Raw genomic sequence first — 19,486 nt, 5'->3', positions numbered from 1 at the left:
GCGGGGAGGCCGCAGCGCCTCCCCTCTCCGGGAGAGAATTGCATGAGACTGGCGAAATGCCTGCTCGCCATTGCCAGCGCTACCGTTGCAGCCTGCACGAGCGCGGCAACACCCGCGTCCCCGAATGTCAGCCAGCCTCCGGTCGCTCAAAAGCCCGCTGCCGAACAGGGATCCATCATCCTGCTCGGCACGGCAGGCGGGCCAATCGCAAGGGCCGATCGCGCCGGGATTGCCACGCTGCTGATGATCGGTGGCAGGAAGTATCTGATCGACGCCGGTGAAGGAGTGGTCCACCAGCTTGGCAAGGTGGGCCTTCAAGCGTCCGATATCTCGACGGTCCTGCTGACTCACCTGCATGACGATCACTATGCAGGCCTTCCGGGCCTCGCATCCTTTGCCTACACCCTGCGTTCGCCAAAGATGACCGTAATCGGTCCGCAAGGAACCACAGCGCTTGGCGAAGGCGTAAATGCGGTCATGATGCCCAGCGCGCGCATCCGCACAATTGAACAACGTTTGCCGCGCACACCGGCCGAGTTCCTGGCGACGCAGGAGTTCTCAGACACCGTCGTCCTCGATGATGGCGTCGTGCGCGTCACGGCACTGCCGAACACCCATTTCAATCTGCCCCCTTCTACCGAGAGCAACCGCGACCAGTCCTTTTCGCTGAAGTTCGAAAGTCAAGGACGCACGGTCGTCTTCACAGGGGATACCGGGCCGACGACTGAGCTTTCGGCGTTCGCAAAAGGCGCGGATGTTCTCGTCAGCGAAATGACGTCGCTCGCTGATCGCGCATCGGTGCCTCCCGTTGTGCGCAGCCATATGGATGTGGAACACCTCTCACCGCTTGAGGTGGGCAAGCTTGCGGCATCGGCCAATGTGAAAATGCTGGTGCTTTCGCACATTGGCGTCGTGAGCGAGGCGGATCTGGCCGTGATCCGTTCGGTGTACTCTGGCAAAGTCGTGCTTGGCAGCGACCTTGCGCGCCTGAGCTTCTGACTGAATTTGACTTTGACAGCTTTTGGCAAGGACCCAGCGATGATGAGACTGTGCAAGACCGCCGCCACATTGGCCCTGATCCTGAGCATGACAGCGACTTCGGCCTGTGCGCAGGGGCAGTCAGCGCCGAGCGGCAGGCCGGCGCAGGCCTCTGCGCCTGTCGAACGTCAGAGCGACCATTTCGACTGGTACACGCTCGGCACGATGGGAGGACCGATGCCCAGCGTGGAGCGGGCAGAGCCTGCCAACCTGCTGATGCGCCGGGGCGAAGGTCATCTTGTCGATGCCGGAGACGGCGCGGCCACAGCAATTGTCCGTGTCGGTGGCAACTATCGCGATCTTCGAAGCATCTGGATCAGCCACATCCATTTCGATCACATCGGCGGACTTTACGGGGTTCTGGGCCTGCGTTTGCAGACCCGCACAACTACGCCGCTGACGATCTATGGCCCCTATGGCACCAAGGCGATCATCGACGGCCTGATCGCTGCAATGCGCCCAAGCGCCCGGTCCGGCTTCGGTGTGCCCGGGGAAGTTCCGATAGACCCTGCAACCGGCATCGTTGTGCGGGAACTTGCAGATGGCGACCAGATTACCATCGGCGACATCAAGGTGAAGGTAGCCGAAAACACGCATTACAGCTTCCCGGCAGGATCCGAGGAAGAGCGCCTTTTCAAATCCTTCTCCTTCCGTTTCGATACGCCGGATCGTTCCATAGTCTACACAGGCGATACCGGGCCAAGCGACAAGGTTAAGGCGCTGGCTGCGGGAGCCGACCTGCTTGTAAGCGAGATGATAGACATCGACGCCACGATGGCCGCCATGCGCCGCCGGGCAGCCGACCTTTCGCCCCAGGATGCGGCCAACATGGCAACGCATCTGCGAACGCATCACATTACGACAGCGGACATCGGCCAGATGGCGCAGAAGGCGGGCGTGAAGTCGGTTGTTGTCACGCACATCGCAGGCGGTGGGGCAGCGGGCCAGCCAGACGCGGCCGCGCGTTACAAGCAGGAAATCTTGCAGCACTATTCCGGCAACGTCCAAATCGCCGCAGACGGACAGAAATTCTAACCACTTCTTTTGTGGGGCTATCCCTTTGGCCTGCAAGCCGTTCAGCGATGATTGGAAAGCCCTGCATCTGGAGCAACCATTGATGACGACGGGGGCCAATGCTGGTCCAGCAAATGCAAAAAGTGCAGGGAATGTCCCGCCAAGTATCTGGTCCGCTGCGGGATTTGCCCAAGAGTTGAACGGAGGCGTGCTGCTTGCGCGGCACATCTTGGGCGAGCCGTTACTGGTGTTTCGCGAAGCTGGCAATGCACCTGTCGCGTTGGCCGCCTGCATCGTTCCGTCCGGCACTGTCAAAGCTAACGCACCGGTTGGAGATGGACGCTCACGCCGCTAGCTTCGCCTGATGCCAAGACCGCGCAAACGCCCCAGTCCCTTCCGCTATTTCAACTCCTCGCCGGAGATCATTCGGCTCGCGGTCATGATGTATGTCCGCTTCCCGTTGTCCATGCGCAACGTGGAAGACCTGCTCTTCGAGCGCGGGATCGATGTCTGCCACGAGACAGTGCGGCTGTGGTGGAACCGTTTCGGACCAATGTTCGCGGCCGACATCCGGCGGCAGCGGGTCAACCGCATGCGGGGCTTCCGGCACTGGCGCTGGCATCTCGACGAGATGTACGTGAAGCTGAATGGCGAGATGGTCTATCTCTGGCGCGCAGTGGACCAGGAAGGCGCAGTGCTTGAAAGCTACGTCACCCGCACACGGGACAAGGCTGCCGCCCTCACCTTCATGCGCAAGGCCCTGAAACGGCATGGTTCGCCAGAGCGCATCACAACCGTTGGCCTGCGCTCCTATCGCGCCGCGATGACCGAGCTTGGCTGCGAGGACAAACAGGAAATCGGGAGATGGGCCAACAACCGGGTCGAGAACAGCCACCTGCCCTTCCGACGAAGAGAGCGAGCCATGCTCCGCTTTCGGCAGATGAAGGCGCTACAGAAGTTCGCCTCAGTCCACGCCTCCCTCCACAACCACTTCTCCCAGGAACGCCACCTCGTCGACCGACAGACCTTCAAGCAGCGACGCTCGGCAGCTCTTGCCGAGTGGCAATCCCTCGTATCCTGAGGTCCGACTGCCTCAGGGGCTACTTTGTCAGCAGAGAACGTTTCGCTTTAGACTGACAGCTCCGCCACCATGCGCAATGCCGCGAAGCCCTCCCAGAAAGTGATGGACACCCAGACCGATCGACCTTTGCTGGTCGTCCGGGTGGTTGGCCCCGGGATGGCATCTAGCTTGGTCTTGGGCGATACCACCGGCATGACTGGTGGACGACTCATGACTGACCCATTGATCCTGCATGGTTTCTGGCGCTCTACGGCGACGTGGCGCGTACGCATCGCGCTTGGCCTCAAGGGGCTCGAATGGCGGGGCGTAGCGCACGACTTGCGGGCGGGCGAGCAGAAGGCGCCGGACTACGTCGCGCTCAATCCGCAAGGGTTCGTGCCCGCGCTGGTCACCGGGAGCGACGTCCTCACCCAGAGCCTTGCGATCTGCGAATATCTGGACGAGCTGCATCCCCAGCCCCCGCTGCTGCCGGGAACGCCGCTGGAGCGCGCCAAGGTTCGCGCCGCGGCGCAAGTCATCGCCTGCGACATCCACCCGGTGCAGAACCTGAAGGTGCTCAAGATGCTGCGGCGGCGTGGACTGGACGAAAGCGAGACCAATGCCTGGGCAGCCGAGGTTATCGAAAGCGGACTGAATGCTTTTGCCGCGCTTATCGCGGACTTCGATGGTCCCTACTGCTTTGGCGATCAGCTTACGCTGGCCGACGTGGTGCTGGTGCCGCAACTGGGCAATGCACGCCGCTTTGGCGCAAGGTTCGACTTGGGGCGGATTGCCGCGATCGAGAGCGAATGCATGAAGCTTGCCGCCTTCGCGTCTGCAGCGCCGGAGCGGCAGCCCGATGCGCCATCGTGACGCAGCGGCATGGCGCGACAGACCACTTAGCCGAAACGGTATCGCCGGACCGCAAACTCGGTTAAAGCCACGGCATGCCCTGAAACGGAGAACGATGGGCAGCGCGAAGAGGAGTGCGAGCCGAGGGTGAGCGACAACGATCTCGTTGCGGCCATGTACGGCGCGGTCGGCGAGGATGCTCGCTGGACCGAGGTCCTCGACGCGATCAAATTGCGCCTGGGCGTGGCAAGTGCGGTATTCCAGCGGCTGATAACCGACGGGGACGATCTGGTGCCGGTCACCAGTCTGCGTGACACCTGGTCTACCCAGGAAGCCAAGACGCACGACACCTGGGCCAATTCGCCCCTCAACCCGCGGTTTCGCCGCGACACCGAACCGCGCGGGCAGGACGAGATCGAGAGCGACCAGCGCAGCATTGCCCTGACGGCAAGCGATCGGGAAGCTCTCAGGCGCGGCCTTGCGGGCTGTGGTCTTGGCGCAGGGTTCTGGCTCGGCTGCAAGACCGTGCCGGGCGAACATACGACGCTGATCTTTCATCGCCACGCTGGCGACGGGCGCGACATGACCGAGGAAGACCTGCACTTCCTCAACCTGCTGCTGCCGCATTTCCGGCAGGTCTCCAGACTGGTGACGAGCATGGCAGGATACGAGGCGCGCCTCTCGGTTGCCGAGGCCTTCATGGACTCCACCAGTCTGGCGCTGGTCGCCTGCGACACGGATCTCGGCATCCACTGGATGAACGCTGCTGCCGAGGCGCTTATCGATGCCTTGCCACAGGTCACCCAGGTGCGCGGCAGATTGCGGTTTGGCGCGAGCGAAGCCACCGGCGTTGTCCGCGCCGCGATTGCGGGAACGCTGGGCGATACCTGCCGCGTGCCAGGTGAGCAGCCAGCAGAAGTCCTGCACTTGCGCGTGTTGCGCCGCGATGCGGCAGACAAGCGCAAATGGGGACGCAACCTTGCCTTGCTGGCGCTGTGCTCGCCCGGCACGGCTCCCCGGATCGATGCAGCCGAAGTGGCCAGCCTGTTCGGGCTGACGATGGCCGAAGCGACACTGACCGCGCACCTTGTCGGGGGGATGACGGTCAAGGACTACGCATCGCATCGCGGCATTGCCGAGGGCACCGCGCGCATGCAGCTCAAGAGCGCGCTGGCCAAGGCGGGCGTTGGCAGACAGGCCGATCTGGTGCGGCAGGTCTGCCAGTCTCTTGCCAGGTTGTGAGAGGCCGGAACGGTCCTTCCGCTCCGACCTCTGCGCGTCAGAAGGTGACGTTCAGCTTGACCCCGTACTCCCGCGGTGCGCCGTAGAACTCGTTCGAGTTCAGCTGGCCGGTGATATAGTCCTTGTTCGTCAGGTTCGTGCCCCAGGCCTCGAGCTTCAGCCTGTCGTTGATCCTGAGCGTCACGATTGCCGAAAGCAGGCCGCGCGGATTAAGGCGGTCCGACAGCGGCGAATAGCCGATGTAGGTGAACTGCTCACCGACATAGGCATAGTTCACCCGCGGCGTCAGCGACATCTCCCCGCCGAGCGGAATCTCGTATTCTACGCCGCCACCCCACGTCCAGCGCGGCGCATAGAGGTTGGGGCCGCCGCCGGTGGTCTGGATGAACGGCGTGTAGTCAAAGCAGACCGGGGGGTTGGATGGCGCACCGGTCGCGCATTGAGGGCCAAGGGCTGCGCCGCCGAACGTCCGGGTGTTGACGAAGGTGACGCTGGCCAGGTCCGAGTCCACATAGGCCACGTTGGCATCGAAGCCGAAGCCGCCGAAGCGCCCTTGCACCTGCGCCTCAACACCCTTGATCTCGACGGTCGAGATGTTCTCGACGCCGGCAAAGCCGGTGGTGGGTTCGACCACGTTGAACTGGAAGTTGGCGTACTTGTTGTAGAAGGCACTGATCTGGGTGCGGATGCGGTTGCGCAGGAAGGCGGATTTCCACCCTGCTTCATAGCTGATCACGCGCTCCGGATCGAAGTTCGAGGTGGGCGAGTTGAAGCCGCCCGGCTTGTACCCGCGTGCGACGAGCGCATAGAGCAGGTTGTCGGCATCAACCTTCCAGTTGAGCGCGAACTTGCCGGTGGCCAGCGAGTCCTTGTGGCTGCCAGCCAGCGATGCAACCGAAAGCCCGTTTGGCGGGAAGTCGGGGATGCCCCTGCCGATCTTCACGTCGCCCTCGCCAGTGGCCTTGTAGGTGGAATACCGCGCGCCAAGCTGGGCTTCGAGACCAGGGACGATCTCGTAGTTGCCCTGCGCGAAGAGGCCGGTGGTGGTGCGCTGGTTGCCGCCGATGATGTCGGTGCGGAAGCCCTGCTGGTCCTGCAGGATGCGGATCGCAATGTCGTTGCGCTGGAAGTACCCGCCAAGAATCCAGTCGAACCGGCCCTCGGTCGGCGAGATGACGTTGAATTCCTGCGTGTAGACCTTTTCGCCCGCGAAGTAGTCTTCGGCAATGCCGCCCGGTCCCGCCGAGGCATCTAGGTCGTTCAGGGCCTTGATGCGCTTGTGCTGATAGCCGGTGACCGAACGCAGGGTGATGCCGCTGGCCAGTTCCTGGCGAAGTTCGAGGCTGGCCTGGAACGCCTTCTGCCGCTCTGCCACAGGCGTATCGAAGCTGATCGTGCGAATATCGCCCACGCGGAACGCGTCGTAGGGCGTACCGAGGATCGGGCGATAGGCATAACCGCCCGAATCACGATCGTTGAACGAGACCTTGGCAACGGCCTGGAACGAACCGGGCTTCCACATCGCGGTCAGGCGTCCGCCGCCTTCGCGCAGCCTGCCGGCCTGGTTGGATACGGGGCCAACGCTGTTGTAGAAGCTGTCGCGATTGCGATAGAAGCCTGCGGCGCGGAAGCCGAAGGTATCGGACACCGGCAGGTTCACTGCACCTTCGGACTGGACCGAGTTGTAATTGCCGGCACCGAACACGGCATAGCCGCCAAGGCCTTCATCCAGCAGCGGGTTCTGCGTGTTGATGAAGATTGCGCCGCCGGTGGAGTTGGAACCGACCAGCGTCCCCTGCGGCCCGCGCAGCACTTCGACACTGGCAAGGTCGTAGAAGCTGTTGGCCTGCACGATTGGTGGCTGGAACAGGCCGTCGACATAAGTTGCGACACCTGCCGTCACGCTTGGCGAATTGCTGGCAAGGCCGATGCCGCGAATGTTGATCGACTGGGTGATTCCACCATCGGAAATGGACAGCGCAGGGCTGGCATTCTGCAGGTCTGCCAGATTGGTCACCGCCTTGTCGGCCAGCGCACTGGCATCGAAGGCGGTTGCGGAGACGGCGACGTCCTGGAGCTTTTCCTTGCGACGCTGCGCCGTGACGATGATCTCGCCAACGCCCTCGCTCGCTTCCTCCGACGCGCTGGCCGTATCCTGCGCCGCTTGTGCAAACGCGGTGCCCGGCTGGGTGACAAGGGCAAGCGTCATCGCGCAGCCCAGTAGATACTGAGTCTTCATGGTATCCTCCCTCTTGTTATTGCTTACGGTGCCGGCTTCCATGCAGAGGCGGCGGCAAGGAAGGCCATGGTTTCCTGTCCGACGCTGCCTTCCATGGGCGGGAAGTAGCTCAGCTTGACCACCACGGTCCGGCTGGCGGGATCTACGTAGACGTACTGACCCTGCAGTCCGATTGCCGAATAGGCGGGCGAATTGGCCATGGTCCACCACTGGTAGCCATAACCGCCTTCCGGTCCGTCCTCGGGACCAGCCGGAGCTTGGGCCACCTTGACCCACTCCTCGCTAACAACGCGCTTGCCGTTGGCCATCCCGCCATTCAGCATCATCTGGCCAAAGCGCGCCCAATCGCGCAGCGTGGCGTTGAAGCCTGCGCCGCTGAATTCGCGTCCTGTGCCGGGCTGGCCATCCATGATGTAGAAGCCATCGGCCTCGGTGCCGAGCGGCTCCCACAGCTTGCGCGCGGTGAAGGCCGCCACCGAACCACCGCTGACCCGTTCGATCAACCAGCCGAGCACGGCGGTGTCGATGGTCTTGTAGGCGAAGACTTCACCGGGCTTCGACTTGCGCTTGATGGTACGGGCGACATCGGCAAAGCGCGCAACGTTCTTGACGAGCGCGTTGATATGGTTGCTCGCCGCGATGCCGGGATTGGCGAAGTCGTAGCGCTCCTCGTAGTCGACGCCGGAGCGCATCTGCAGGATCTGGCGGATGGTCACACCATCGTAGCCGCTGCCTTTCAGTTCGGGCAGGTAGCGCACGATCTGATCATCTAGCGAGCCGATCAGCCCATCGGCAAGCGCCGCGCCGACAAGGGTCGAGGTCAGCGACTTGGTCATCGACCAGCCCATGAAGCGCGTGCGCTCGTTCGAGCCGTTGCGATAGATTTCGGTGACGATCCGCCCGTCCTTCATGATCAGGAGAGCGTTGGTGTAAGTGCGCTCGAGCGCCTGCTCGGCGGTCCAGGTCTTGCCGCCGAATGCATAAGTGAAATCCATCGGGCGCTCGACCTTGGGCAAGGCCCACGGTGACCCGGAATGCGCGACCGTGCGCGTGGTGAACAACTGATCCATGTTGCGGAAGGCAAAGCTGTTCACATCGGCGTCGTTCATGCGCCAGCGCATCACCTGCGTTGCCACCGGCACGTCCGAAGCAGGGCCGGATTGCAGTTGCGCGGGTAATTGTTGCTGGGCCTGAACCGGCATCGGCAAGGCCAGCAACCCGGACAGCGCGGCTGCGGTCAGACGAATGGCAAGAGTCATCGTGAACTGTCTCCCTGGCGGACGACTCGCATCGGTCATCCTCGGGATATGGCTAGGCCGCGCGTGAACCCGGCGCATGAACCATTTGGTATATGCCATAACAATTTTCACGCCCACCGGCAGGGTCGGACGGAATGGGTAAGCACTGCTGGGAGTGCGGTGCGCGCCGTAAAGAAAAAGCCCTCCCCTCCGCATCGGAGAGAAGGGCTTTCGTCAATTATCGTCAGATAGCGGCCAGGGGCCGCCCCGATCAGAAGGCGACAGTAGCCGAAACGACCACGCGCGAACCGGCGATCGACGAACCATCCTTGGTCGAGGAGAAGTTCGGCGTCAGGTAGTTGAAGTCGGTCGGGTTAAGGTCGGTATCGACATAGGCCACGCCGAGCGTGACGTTGCCGAGGGTGTAATCGGCACCGACCAGCCAGTCGACATAGTCACCGGTCGGCGAAACCGAGGTGCCTTGAGGGCCAAGGCCCTTGTTGCCACCGTTGGTGTAGCCGATATGGCCCTTGACCGTCAGGCCGGTGTCGGGGATGCCAGCCGAAAGGTCGGTCCAGACATAGACGTTGTCAGCCTTGGCACCGGGATTGTCGTAGACGCCGGTGGCAGCCGAGGCGCCCGAGTTGTACCACTGGCCAAGCGCTTCCTGCTTGGGAGCATAAGCCACGCCGACGAGGACGTTGGCCGGACCGACGGCGCTCGACACCTTGACATAAGGCTCGGCGAAGTCGGTGTTGTCGAGGCCGCCCGGATACATGTACCAGGTCAGGCCGACATCGACCGTCACGCCGCTGATCTCGGTCTTGTAGCCGCCGATGATGTCGAGTTCCATGTTGGAACCGGCGAAGGTGCCCCAGCCGGCGAGGTTCGAACCCCAGGTGCCGACATAGAAGCCGCTTTCATGCGCCACGGTGACGCCGGCTTGAACTGCCATTTCCTTGTCGGTCATCGAAACGCCGCGGAAGCGGTAGTCCGAAACGAGAGCTGCGCTGCCCGAAACGGTGATGGCGGGGGTTTCTTCCTGCGCGAAAGCCGGAGTCGCAAAAAGTGCGAGGGCGACAGGTGCCACGGCTGCGGCGAGACGGGTCTTCATACGGAACGCTCCCTGGATAGGTTATCACGTTCCACCTGCGTCTGCCGTGCGAGCGCTTCTCAAAGACGGAGCGACGTCACTGCAGAGCCAAAAGTAATACACGCCGTTTTGCTGCACTGCAAGATAGATTCTTCCGTCAAATGGCAAGAGCCGGCAATTTCTGCCGACTCTTGCCATCTGGCGCGCAACAAGAGGGGGTGGGCCGTCGCGCGCGTCTTGATCCCAACGCTCTGAATCGAGCGGGGTTTCAGGCGTGTGCCAGCGTCTTCAGCAGGGGCGCGGGGCCAGAGACGGTCACCGCATCCCCCCGCTGCTTGCGCCTTGCCAGCCACTCCGTCAGCATCTCGGCCGTGGTGTGGTCCATCGCATGGACACGGTCGAGGTCGACGTGAACGGGCTTGGCAACCGGGACCTGCTCGAGAGCGTTGGTCAGCCGCGTCAGCCCCAGGAACGTGGCCGCACCTTCCAGTTCAAGGCGCACGGTTTCGCCCACGGTCTGCTCGCCGACACGGAAGCGCAGGTTTCGCAGGTGCGGAACAAGCTCGAGCGCAGACAGGGCTAGACCCACCAGCACACCGGTGAGCAGGTCGGTCGTCACCACGAGCGTAAAGGTCGCGACCCAGATCAACGCGGGCATGAAGCCATGCACCTCGAACAGGCGACGAACCTGCTTGAGACTGACCAGCTTCCATCCGGTGACCACCAGAACCCCGCCCAGCGCCGCCATAGGAACTTCGCGCAGGATGAACGGCAGCAGGGCCACGAAGCCGAGAATCCACACCCCGTGCAGCACCGCAGACGTGCGAGTCATCGCGCCCGCCTGCACGTTGGCCGAGCTGCGCACGATCACGCCTGTCATCGGCAGCGCGTTGACCACGCCGCACAGCAGGTTGCCGACGCCCTGCGCCCGCAGCTCCTTGTTGTAGTCGGTCCGCACGCCATCATGCATGCGGTCAACCGCTGCGGCCGAAAGCAGGGTTTCGGCGCTGGCGATGAAGGCGATGGCAATGGCTGAAACGATCAGCGAGCCGTTGGTCAACGGGGTGAGGAAATCACCGCCGGGCAGCGCAAAGGCAGCGCCGATCGAATCCGGAACGGCAATGCGCGCCACGTCGAGCCCGAAGCCCCAGGCCACGCCCGTCGCCGCCAGCACGCCAAGCAGCGCGCCCGGCACGAGTCCAAGCCTTGCCGGCTTGAGCTTTTCCCACGCCAGCATCGTGCCGATGGTGAGCAGGCCGAGCATGAGCGCAAGCTCGGTCGACCGCAGATCGAACGGCGTCAGGCCAAGCACGCGCGCGGGCATCATGGCAAGATTGTCGATACCGTTGGAGAGCGGCTTGGCATCGAACAGGATATGGAACTGCCCGATGACGATCAGGGCGCCGATCCCGGCCAACATGCCGTGGACCACTGCAGGCGAGATTGCGCGGAACACGCCGCCCAGCTTGGCGACGCCCGCAAGAAGTTGCAGGGCACCGGCCAGCACCAGCACCGGTCCGAGAGCAGATAGGCCGTTATCACGGACGAACTCGAAGACGATTACCGCAAGGCCGGCGGCCGGACCGCTTACCTGCAGCGGCGAACCGGCGAGCAGGCCAACGACGATCCCGCCGATGATCCCGGTAACAAGTCCCTTCTCAGGCGGCACGCCCGACGCAATGGCGATGCCCATGCACAAGGGCATGGCAACAAGGAACACCACGATAGACGCGGTGAAATCGCGGACGAAGTAGCGGGAAATCCCGCCACCGGCCTCGGCAGTCGCGGCTGTCATTCTGCGGCCTCGGCGATCCAGGCGTCGAGGACGCGGCGCGAGCGGGCTGGAAGCGCCACTGGCAGCGGCTTGTCTTCGCGCAGCGGCACGAACTCACCGGTCTCGCCGTCGAGACCAAGCACCATGCCGGCGCTGATGTCGACGAACCAGCCATGCAGCGACATTTCACCCTTTGCGATGGCTGTCGCCACCGAAGGATGCGTGCGGAGGTGGTCAAGCTGAACAATCACGTTCTGCAGGCTGACCGCGCGGACGCGCTCGTCAGTGCCGAGGTGGGGCGAGCAGCTGGAGACCACGCTTTCCGCCGCCGCGCCATGGCGCAGCCAGGCGACCACGTTCGGCATGCCTTCAGGCAGCGCCGGCGCGGAGAGCGCCTTCATCGCGCCACAATCTGAATGGCCGCAAACGATGATGTCCCGCACGCCCAGCGCCATGACGGCGTATTCTACGGTCGAGGTCACGCCGCCGTTCATGGTGGCGTAGGGAGGAACCATGTTTCCGGCGTTGCGGCAGACGAACAGCTCGCCGGGTTGGGCCTGCATGATCTGCTCGGGAACGATGCGGGAATCCGCGCACGAAATCATCAGCGCCTTGGGTGACTGTCCCTCGCTGACAAGCTTGCCGAACAGTTCGCGGCTGTCGGGGAAGATGGTCTTTTCGAAGCTGAAGACGCGGCCGATAAGCTCGTTCACGGTGCTGGACCTTTCACTAGACTCGACAACCGACTGAGGTCGCCCGGAAACTAGTCAAAGTATGTGCCGCATCTTTCCGCATGAGCGCGGGTGTGTAACGAACTGTTTCGCAACCTTTCAGTTCGTCGCCAACGGGAAACGGACCGTGACGCGGAGGCCCCCAGTGGGCCGATTGCGCAGTAGCAAGGTGCCATTATCCAGCTGGATTGCCCGCCGCACGATGGCGAGGCCAAGGCCCATGCCCGGCGTATCGCGGGCGCGCGCAGTGTCCAGCCGAACGAATGGCTGCAGAACATCGTCGATGCGCTCGGCCGGGATGCCGGGGCCATCGTCGTCGAACTGGAGCTCGGCCGCGCCGTCGACGCGCTGCACGGTAACCCGCACGCTGCCCGCGTAATGCAGCGCATTCTCGATCAGATTGGAAAGAGCACGGCGCACCGAGACGGGGCGCGCCATGATCTCGAGGCTTTCGAGGCCGTGGAAGGTGGCATCGGCGCCATTGTCGGCGGCGGTATCCACCAGCGTCTGCGCCATCACCGCCACATCGATGCGTTCGGCTGGCAGGCGGCTCCCGCCGGATTCGACGAAGGCCTGCAGCGATTCAAGCATGTGCCGCATCTCGCCGAGGTCAGCGCTCATGCCCTCGCGCGTTTCCTCGTCGAGATCGAGGCTTTCGACGCGCAGTTGCATGCGCGAGAGCGGGGTGCGCAGATCATGCCCGATCGCCAGCATGGACTGCGTGCGGTTGGTCATGGATTCATAGACGCGCTGCTGCATCTCGTTGAAGGCATGGATGAGGTCGCGCACTTCGGCGGTGCCCTGTTCGGACAGCAGTTGCGGCGGTCCCGAACCGACGGTCTTCGACGCCCGGACCAGGGTCCGCAGCGGCGCCAGTGTTGCCCGGAACAGCACCCAGGCAAGCAGGACCAGCGCAAGGGTCGGCATCATCAGCGTGAGGATGCGCCCGGCATTGAGCGTCCAGGCATCGCTGGCGTAAGTCTGGAACTGCACGATACTGCGGTCAGGCAGGGTGAGCGATCCAGTGATGTTGCCGGCAACGGCCACCGGCTTGAGATGCAGTTGCAGGTCGGCCCGGCCAAGTTCGGGGGCGTCTTCTATGATCTGTTGGCGCAGGCGCGACAGCTGGATCGACCCGCCCGGACGATTGCCGGACGGCTGCCAATCAAGCGCGAACCGCGCCGAGCTGAGGTCCTTGGCAACCTGCCTGCGATCAGTAACCGGCGCGCGCTCGATCGCGCGGGTGGCGATGATCAGATTCTCGGCAACGCGCGCGGCGTCGTCTTCGCGCAACGCGAACTGGCTGGCACGATCGAACAGCAGGGTATTGGCCGCAAAATCGACCAACGCGACAAGCAGCAGGATCGCCAGAAGCCGCTCGGGCAGGCCAAAGCGGCGCGACAGCATCAGGCGCGCTGCACTTCGGCCTTGAACATGTAGCCCACGCCGCGAACCGTTACGATCGGAGCATTGCCTCCAGCCGCGGAAAGCTTGCGGCGCAACCTGCTGACCAGCACGTCGACGCTGCGATCCGAACTGTCGCCCAAGCGGGTGCGCGAAAGTTCGATGAGGCGCTCACGCCCGAGCACGCGCTGGGGCTGGCCGATGAAAGTGGCCAGCAGATCGAATTCAGCCCCCGTCAGGTCCACCATCGCGCCGCTGGGCGAATGCAGTTCGCGCCGGGCCATCGACACGGACCAGCCGTCAAAATGGATGTCGCCGCTGCGGCTGCCCGTATCGCCAGCGGTATCGGTGACGGCGTTGGCCCCGCGACGCAGTACCGCGCCGATCCGGGCCACCAGTTCGCGCGTGCTGAATGGCTTGGGCAGATAATCGTCCGCGCCGAGTTCAAGCCCGAGGACGCGATCCTCCTCGCTGCCGCGAGCCGAGACGAAGATGATCGGCACGTCGCTTTGCTTGCGCAGGCGACGGAACAGCTCGATCCCGCTCGTTCCCGGCAACATGATGTCGAGCACGACCAGATCGGCCGGCTCGCTTTCCAGTGCCACCCACATTTCTGCGCCAGTGGCAGCAGTGCGGACATTGTAGCCGTTTTCCCGCAAGGCACGCGCGGTCAGCGTCCGCAGCGGCCCGTCGTCTTCCACAAGTACGATTGATGGAGATTGCATAAAGCTCCGGCGCGGTTGCAGCAACACGGTGCACGATAGCAGCGACGCCCGTGGTGCCAAGGTTGAAGAACAGGCACTATGGTGACGTTTGCTGGGGAAAAGCGGCGGTTTGGCGCCCTGTTTGCGCCTGCCCGATCCGTTCGCCCCCGCAGATCGACATGTTCTCTAGCTGAAGGCACCGTTTTGCGCGCGACGGGCGGCAATGCGACAAAATGTTGCTGATTTACATTTTTGACTGAATTGATCCGAATTGAGCAAGGTTCAGGGCCTCGCTATCGCCTAACCACATGACATGGCGGGTGTGATCGTCCAGGTCATTGCCGCTGTTGCCGTGGCAGAAGATCGTGAAATGTCCGCGATTTTCCATCATCCAGGGGATGGCAGCACCGATTCGCTCTGCCGGGATCGTCATCTGGCACGACCCACGCGGATGCGGCCCAACCGGGCGGGCGTGCACGCGCCCCATCGCAACGCCAAGCTCGTCGCGCATTCTCATGCACAGCCCGCCGGCTTCATCCGCCTCTGCAGGATCGAAATAGACGTGCGCGTGGTAGTCGGCAAAGGTTTGCATTTGCTGCTATTGCGTCAAGCGCTTGCCAATCGCAACATCGTGCTGCCAAGGGCTTACGGAGCGGCTTGCCGCTTCGGCGGAGTCGGCGGATATCTACGACTATTGTCCAAAAGCCCCAGCAGCCGACACAGGTTACACACGCGGGTAAGAGAAAGTTTCGAGGAGGGTTTGAACATGGGCGAAGCAGTCTATCCGGTCCCTGCAGAATGGGCCGAGAACGCCCTTGTCGATGAAGTGGGCTACTTCGAGATGTACCGCCAGTCGGTCGAAGATCCCGAAGCCTTCTGGGCGGAACACGGCAAGCGGCTCGACTGGATCAAGCCCTTCACCAAGGTGAAGAATACATCGTATCATGAGGCCGATTTCGGCATCCGCTGGTTCGAGGACGGCACGCTCAACCTCTCGGCCAACTGCCTTGACCGCCATCTGGAAGCGCGCGGCGACCAGATTGCCATCCTGTGGGAGCCGGACAGCCCGACCACGCCCCACCGCGAAATCACCTACCGCCAACTGCACGAACAGGTCTGCCGCTTTGCCAACCTGCTCAAGGCGCAAGGCGTCAAGCGCGGGGAGCGCGTGACGATCTACCTGCCGATGGTGCCTGAAGCCGCCGTCGCCATGCTCGCCTGCGCCCGCATCGGCGCGATCCACTCGATCGTCTTTGCCGGTTTCAGCCCCGACGCTCTTGCCGGCCGCATCATCGACTGCGACAGCCGCATCGTTCTCACCGCCGACGAAGGCCTGCGCGGCGGCAAGAAGGTCCCGCTCAAGGCCAACGTCGACGAAGCGCTCAAGCAGTGCCCCGGCGTCGACAGCGTGATCGTGCTGCGCCACACCGGTGCCGACGTGCCGATGGTCGAGGGCCGCGACGTCGACTGGGCCACGGGCGTTGCCGCGCAAAGTGCCGACTGCACGCCTGAGGAAATGAACGCGGAAGATCCGCTGTTCATCCTCTACACGTCCGGCTCCACGGGCAAGCCCAAGGGCGTGCTGCACACCACTGGCGGCTACTCGGTCTGGGCCTCGATGACCCACCAGTACGTGTTCGATTACCGGCCCGGCCAGATCTACTGGTGCGCAGCGGATATCGGCTGGGTCACCGGCCACTCCTATGTCGTCTACGGACCGCTCGCCAATGGCGCGACCACGGTGATGTTCGAAGGCGTGCCCAACTTCCCCGATCCCAGCCGCTTCTGGCAGGTGGTCGACAAGTTCCAGGTCGAGATCTTCTACGGCGCCCCCACCGCCCTGCGCGCCCTGATGCGCGAAGGCGATGACTGGGTGAAGCAGACCAGCCGTAAGTCGCTGCGCCTGTTGGGTTCCGTGGGCGAGCCGATCAATCCCGAGGCGTGGGAATGGTATCACAAGGTCGTGGGCGACAGCCGCTGCCCGATCGTCGACACCTGGTGGCAGACCGAAACCGGCGCGGCGATGATCACGCCCCTGCCCGGCGCCACGCCGCTCAAGCCCGGCTCGGCCAGCCGTCCGTTCTTCGGCGTGAAGCCGGCGCTGGTCGACAACGATGGCAATTTTCTTGAAGGCGCGACCGACGGCTGCCTTGTCATCACCGACTCGTGGCCGGGCCAGATGCGCACGGTCTGGGGCGATCACGAACGCTTCTTCCAGACCTATTTCAGCACGTTCAAGGGCCTCTATTTCACCGGCGACGGCTGCCGCCGCGACGAGGATGGCTACTACTGGATCACCGGCCGCATCGATGACGTGATCAACGTCTCGGGCCACCGCATGGGCACGGCCGAGATCGAAAGCGCGCTGGTCGCCCACGCCAAGGTTGCCGAAGCTGCCGTCGTCGGCATGCCGCACGACATCAAGGGCCAGGGCATCTATGCCTTCGTCACCTGCAATGCCGAGGTCGAGCCGGATGAGGCCCTGCGCAAGGAGCTGATCCAGTGGGTCCGCCACGAGATCGGCCCGATCGCCACGCCCGACGTGATCCAGTTCGCCCCCGGCCTGCCCAAGACCCGCTCGGGCAAGATCATGCGCCGCATCCTGCGCAAGATCGGCGAGAATGACATGTCCAATCTTGGCGACACCTCGACGCTGGCCGATCCCAGCGTGGTCGACAACCTCGTCGCCAACCGCCCGCAACTGGAAAAGGCCTGATTGATCAGGGGCGCGGCCTTGATGGCTGCGCCCTCGGCTTCACGTCAGCAGCTTGCCGCTCTTCTCGCGGATCACGCCTTCGATCATGCGCTTGGCAAAACCGAGGCTGGCGGGGATGTCGACCTCGACCACCAGTTCCTTTTCGGCCAGTTCCACCCCGCAATCGAGCGTGTAGCCCATCGCGCTGACGGTCATCACCATGTGGTCGTCGTCGGTGAAGGTGGTCTTCACCTCTGCCATGCCGTCAGCCTTGGCCGCGGCCTGCGCCGCCTTCTCGCGCAGCCGCCGGCGCGCTTCGTCACGGTCGAGCGAGTGGGGAATGGCGATGCGCATCAGTTGACCTTCGGGGCTTCGAGCTGGGGCGCCGCCTCTAGACCTTCCCCGTAGCGATAGTCCAGATAGCGCCCGCGCACGGCGAGCGCATCGAGATCGCCCGCCGCCAGCTGCCGCGTGATCTCGTCGATTTCCTTGGATATCTTGCCAAGACCATCGGCAAGCTGCTGATCGGCATTTCGCCCGCCGCGCTCTTCGCGCCGCAAATGGGGCGGAATCTTGCGCCAGCTTTCGACCATGCCCGGCAGATGCTCGCCCACCAGCTTGCGCACCTCGACGGCGGCAGGTTCGGCCGGATCGATGCCTTCGAGCTGGACTCCGAGGCCATCGAGCTGCACGCCGATCTGGTCGACAAGCTGCACCGCCGGCGCAGGCAGCGCCGGACGCTGGGCCTCGAGCCACAGTTCGGTCCGCCCGACCATCGTTCGCACATCGCCGGTGTTGAGCGCCGACAGATCAGGCACCTTCATCTTCGGATACTTCGCGAAGAATGCCAGCGCAGCGACGATCGCCAGGCCCAGCACCATCACGCCGAGAATGCCGATGCCGTCGAGGATCATCCCCGCAACCATCGCGCCCACCAGCAGTACGCCGACCGACATCGCCATGCGTGCGGCCTTCTTGCCGAAATGCTGTCGCTTCAGTTCGGCTGAGCGTTTGCCGATGCTGCGCCGCCCGCCCGCCTGCTGTCGCACCAGCGAGGAGCGCGCTTCGGCAAGGATACGGTCGCTGTCATGAGCCGAGGAATTGGCCATGCGCTGCTCAGCCCTCGAGCGTCAGGAGCGGCGAGGTTTCGGGGCCTGCCAGCTTGGCCTGCGCTGCGCCTTCCGCCCGCGCGATGTACCCCTTCGACTTCTCGACCTCGCCCGACAGCGTGGTCACCGTCTGCTTCATCGCATCGAGAGCCTTGAGCTTGAAGGTGTCGATCGTGTCCATCGTGTCGTAGATGTTCTGGAAGGCACGCTGCAGCGTTTCCAGCGGGATCGTGCTTGAAGCGGCCATCTCGTGGATCTTGCCGGTCTGCTCGCGCAGCAGCTTTCCGGTACTGTCGATCATGTTCGCGGTCGTGGTGTTGAGCGCGGTGATCTGCTGCAGCACCAGCCGCTGGTTGGTCATCGCCTGCGCCACGGTCACCGCCGTGCGCAGTGCCGCCACTGTGGTCGTGCTGGCGCGGTCCACGCCCTTGACCAGTTCGACGTTGTTCTTCTTGACCAGATCGAGCGCGAGATAGCCCTGCACCGTCACCGCCATCTGCGTCAGCAGGTCCTGCGTGCGCTGGCGGGTGTAGAACAGCGCAGATTCGCGGATCGCCTTGGCCTTGGCCGGCTCGGTGTGGTCGAGATCGGCAGCGGCCTCCTCCAGCTTGGCGTCGAGCGTCTTGGAGATATGGATCATCTGCTCGAGATTGCCCATCGCCTCCCACAGCTTCTGGCGCTCCACGTCGATCCCGGCATTGTCCATCAGCAACTCGTCCTTGCCCGAGGCAAGGCGTTCAAGGATCGCCTTGATGTGCCCCTGCGCCGAGGTGTAGCCATCGAAATACTTCTTCAGGCTGTTGCCGAAGGGGATGATGCCCAAAAACTTGCGGCCCGAGGACAGGTTGCCCTGCCGGCCGGGATCGAGGTCCTCGATCGTGCGGCGCAGCGCGGCAAGATCGGCACCGACGCCGCTGTCCTTGTCCATCGCGCGGATCGGCCGGTCGAGAAACCGGTTCGACATGCCCGCCGCCTGCGCAATCTCCTTGCGGCCCATGTTGGTCAACTGGTCGACCTTCTTGCCAAATTCCGGGCTCTGCGCATCGACCGAGATCAGATCGGCCACGAACGCATCGACCTTGGCCTCAAGCTTGGACCGGTTCTCGTCCGATACCGGCACCAGCCCTGCCGCCTGCGCGGGGGCAACTACCGGCACCGGATCGGGCGGGGTCAGGCTGATCGGGGACATCGTGGCGGTTTCGGTCGGTGTGGAAGCCATCGTGCTGGGACTTTCGGAATTGAGCGCGTTCAACATGCTATCTTGGCAACATGGTATGTCGCGCGGCCGGGCGC

At 63.6% G+C, this 19,486-nt stretch carries 18 protein-coding genes; 6 read left to right on the top strand and 12 right to left on the bottom strand.

Features of this window, described 5'->3' with window-relative positions; all coding sequences use genetic code 11:
• Window positions 1–42: 42 nt before the first annotated feature.
• The 3 genes from HGI46_RS17190 (at window position 43) to HGI46_RS17180 (ending at window position 3,133) form a co-directional block, all read left to right on the top strand.
• Window positions 43–999 carry an MBL fold metallo-hydrolase gene (locus HGI46_RS17190; RefSeq protein WP_168905225.1) on the top strand — a complete coding sequence of 319 codons (957 nt, stop codon included), beginning with the start codon at window positions 43–45 and terminating at the stop codon, window positions 997–999.
• A 42-nt stretch (window positions 1,000–1,041) separates the two neighbouring features.
• Window positions 1,042–2,073: an MBL fold metallo-hydrolase gene (locus tag HGI46_RS17185; RefSeq protein ID WP_168905243.1), complete on the top strand. Its 1,032-nt coding sequence runs from the start codon at window positions 1,042–1,044 to the stop codon at window positions 2,071–2,073.
• A 343-nt stretch (window positions 2,074–2,416) separates the two neighbouring features.
• Complete coding sequence (locus HGI46_RS17180) at window positions 2,417–3,133, top strand: IS6 family transposase (RefSeq protein WP_168905224.1); 717 nt, start codon at window positions 2,417–2,419, stop codon at window positions 3,131–3,133.
• Between the two features lie 47 nt (window positions 3,134–3,180).
• Here HGI46_RS17180 and HGI46_RS17175 read toward each other — a convergent pair whose 3' ends face one another.
• On the bottom strand, window positions 3,181–3,345 hold the full coding sequence (locus tag HGI46_RS17175) for a hypothetical protein (protein WP_168905223.1): 165 nt from the start codon (window positions 3,343–3,345) through the stop codon (window positions 3,181–3,183).
• Here HGI46_RS17175 and maiA point away from each other — a divergent pair.
• Both maiA and HGI46_RS17165 read left to right on the top strand, forming a co-directional pair.
• Window positions 3,344–3,985: a maleylacetoacetate isomerase gene (gene maiA / locus HGI46_RS17170; RefSeq protein WP_168905222.1), complete on the top strand. Its 642-nt coding sequence runs from the start codon at window positions 3,344–3,346 to the stop codon at window positions 3,983–3,985. The genes HGI46_RS17175 and maiA overlap by 2 nt on opposite strands.
• Before the next feature lie 126 nt (window positions 3,986–4,111).
• Window positions 4,112–5,206 (top strand): helix-turn-helix transcriptional regulator, encoded by a 1,095-nt coding sequence (locus tag HGI46_RS17165; RefSeq protein WP_168905221.1) that lies wholly within the window; start codon window positions 4,112–4,114, stop codon window positions 5,204–5,206.
• A 37-nt stretch (window positions 5,207–5,243) separates the two neighbouring features.
• Here HGI46_RS17165 and HGI46_RS17160 read toward each other — a convergent pair whose 3' ends face one another.
• From HGI46_RS17160 to HGI46_RS17125, 8 genes are all read right to left on the bottom strand, one after another.
• Window positions 5,244–7,445 carry a TonB-dependent receptor gene (locus HGI46_RS17160; RefSeq protein WP_168905220.1) on the bottom strand — a complete coding sequence of 734 codons (2,202 nt, stop codon included), beginning with the start codon at window positions 7,443–7,445 and terminating at the stop codon, window positions 5,244–5,246.
• Window positions 7,446–7,468: 23 nt separating this feature from the next.
• Window positions 7,469–8,704, bottom strand: coding sequence for a serine hydrolase (locus HGI46_RS17155; protein ID WP_168905219.1), 1,236 nt, complete (start codon window positions 8,702–8,704; stop codon window positions 7,469–7,471).
• 250 nt (window positions 8,705–8,954) lie between these two features.
• A complete protein-coding gene (locus tag HGI46_RS17150; protein WP_118073168.1) occupies window positions 8,955–9,797 on the bottom strand; it encodes a TorF family putative porin in 843 nt (280 codons plus the stop codon).
• Window positions 9,798–10,044: 247 nt separating this feature from the next.
• The gene (locus tag HGI46_RS17145) at window positions 10,045–11,571 is read right to left on the bottom strand and encodes a SulP family inorganic anion transporter (protein ID WP_168905218.1); all 1,527 of its coding nucleotides are present in this window, start codon (window positions 11,569–11,571) and stop codon (window positions 10,045–10,047) included.
• A complete protein-coding gene (locus HGI46_RS17140) occupies window positions 11,568–12,263 on the bottom strand; it encodes a carbonic anhydrase (RefSeq protein WP_168905217.1) in 696 nt (231 codons plus the stop codon). Before HGI46_RS17140 ends, HGI46_RS17145 begins: the two co-directional genes overlap by 4 nt.
• A 117-nt stretch (window positions 12,264–12,380) precedes the next feature.
• Window positions 12,381–13,688 (bottom strand): ATP-binding protein, encoded by a 1,308-nt coding sequence (locus HGI46_RS17135; RefSeq protein WP_168905216.1) that lies wholly within the window; start codon window positions 13,686–13,688, stop codon window positions 12,381–12,383.
• Window positions 13,688–14,410 carry a response regulator transcription factor gene (locus HGI46_RS17130; RefSeq protein WP_039331775.1) on the bottom strand — a complete coding sequence of 241 codons (723 nt, stop codon included), beginning with the start codon at window positions 14,408–14,410 and terminating at the stop codon, window positions 13,688–13,690. The genes HGI46_RS17135 and HGI46_RS17130 overlap by 1 nt, the downstream gene beginning before the upstream one ends.
• Window positions 14,411–14,633: 223 nt before the next feature.
• Complete coding sequence (locus HGI46_RS17125; protein ID WP_168905215.1) at window positions 14,634–14,981, bottom strand: DOPA 4,5-dioxygenase family protein; 348 nt, start codon at window positions 14,979–14,981, stop codon at window positions 14,634–14,636.
• Between the two features lie 174 nt (window positions 14,982–15,155).
• Here HGI46_RS17125 and acs point away from each other — a divergent pair, with 174 nt between their 5' ends.
• Entirely contained in the window at window positions 15,156–17,105 is a 1,950-nt protein-coding gene (acs, locus tag HGI46_RS17120) for an acetate--CoA ligase (protein WP_168905214.1), read from the top strand.
• A gap of 39 nt (window positions 17,106–17,144) precedes the next feature.
• Here the strand turns inward: acs and HGI46_RS17115 are convergent, their stop codons facing one another.
• From HGI46_RS17115 to HGI46_RS17105, 3 genes are read right to left on the bottom strand one after another with little or no spacing between them, the layout of a single operon-like run.
• On the bottom strand, window positions 17,145–17,438 hold the full coding sequence (locus tag HGI46_RS17115) for a polyhydroxyalkanoic acid system family protein (protein WP_168905213.1): 294 nt from the start codon (window positions 17,436–17,438) through the stop codon (window positions 17,145–17,147).
• Window positions 17,438–18,193, bottom strand: coding sequence for a hypothetical protein (locus tag HGI46_RS17110; RefSeq protein ID WP_118073161.1), 756 nt, complete (start codon window positions 18,191–18,193; stop codon window positions 17,438–17,440). Before HGI46_RS17110 ends, HGI46_RS17115 begins: the two co-directional genes overlap by 1 nt.
• A 7-nt stretch (window positions 18,194–18,200) precedes the next feature.
• The gene (locus tag HGI46_RS17105) at window positions 18,201–19,412 is read right to left on the bottom strand and encodes a toxic anion resistance protein (protein WP_168905242.1); all 1,212 of its coding nucleotides are present in this window, start codon (window positions 19,410–19,412) and stop codon (window positions 18,201–18,203) included.
• Window positions 19,413–19,486: the final 74 nt, after the last annotated feature.

Source organism: Novosphingobium sp. ERW19 (genome assembly GCF_012641315.1).
In the GTDB taxonomy this organism is placed as follows: Bacteria; Pseudomonadota; Alphaproteobacteria; order Sphingomonadales; family Sphingomonadaceae; genus Novosphingobium.
The sequence above is the reverse complement of the archived record's forward strand: the minus strand, read 5'-3'. Positions and strand labels throughout refer to the sequence as shown.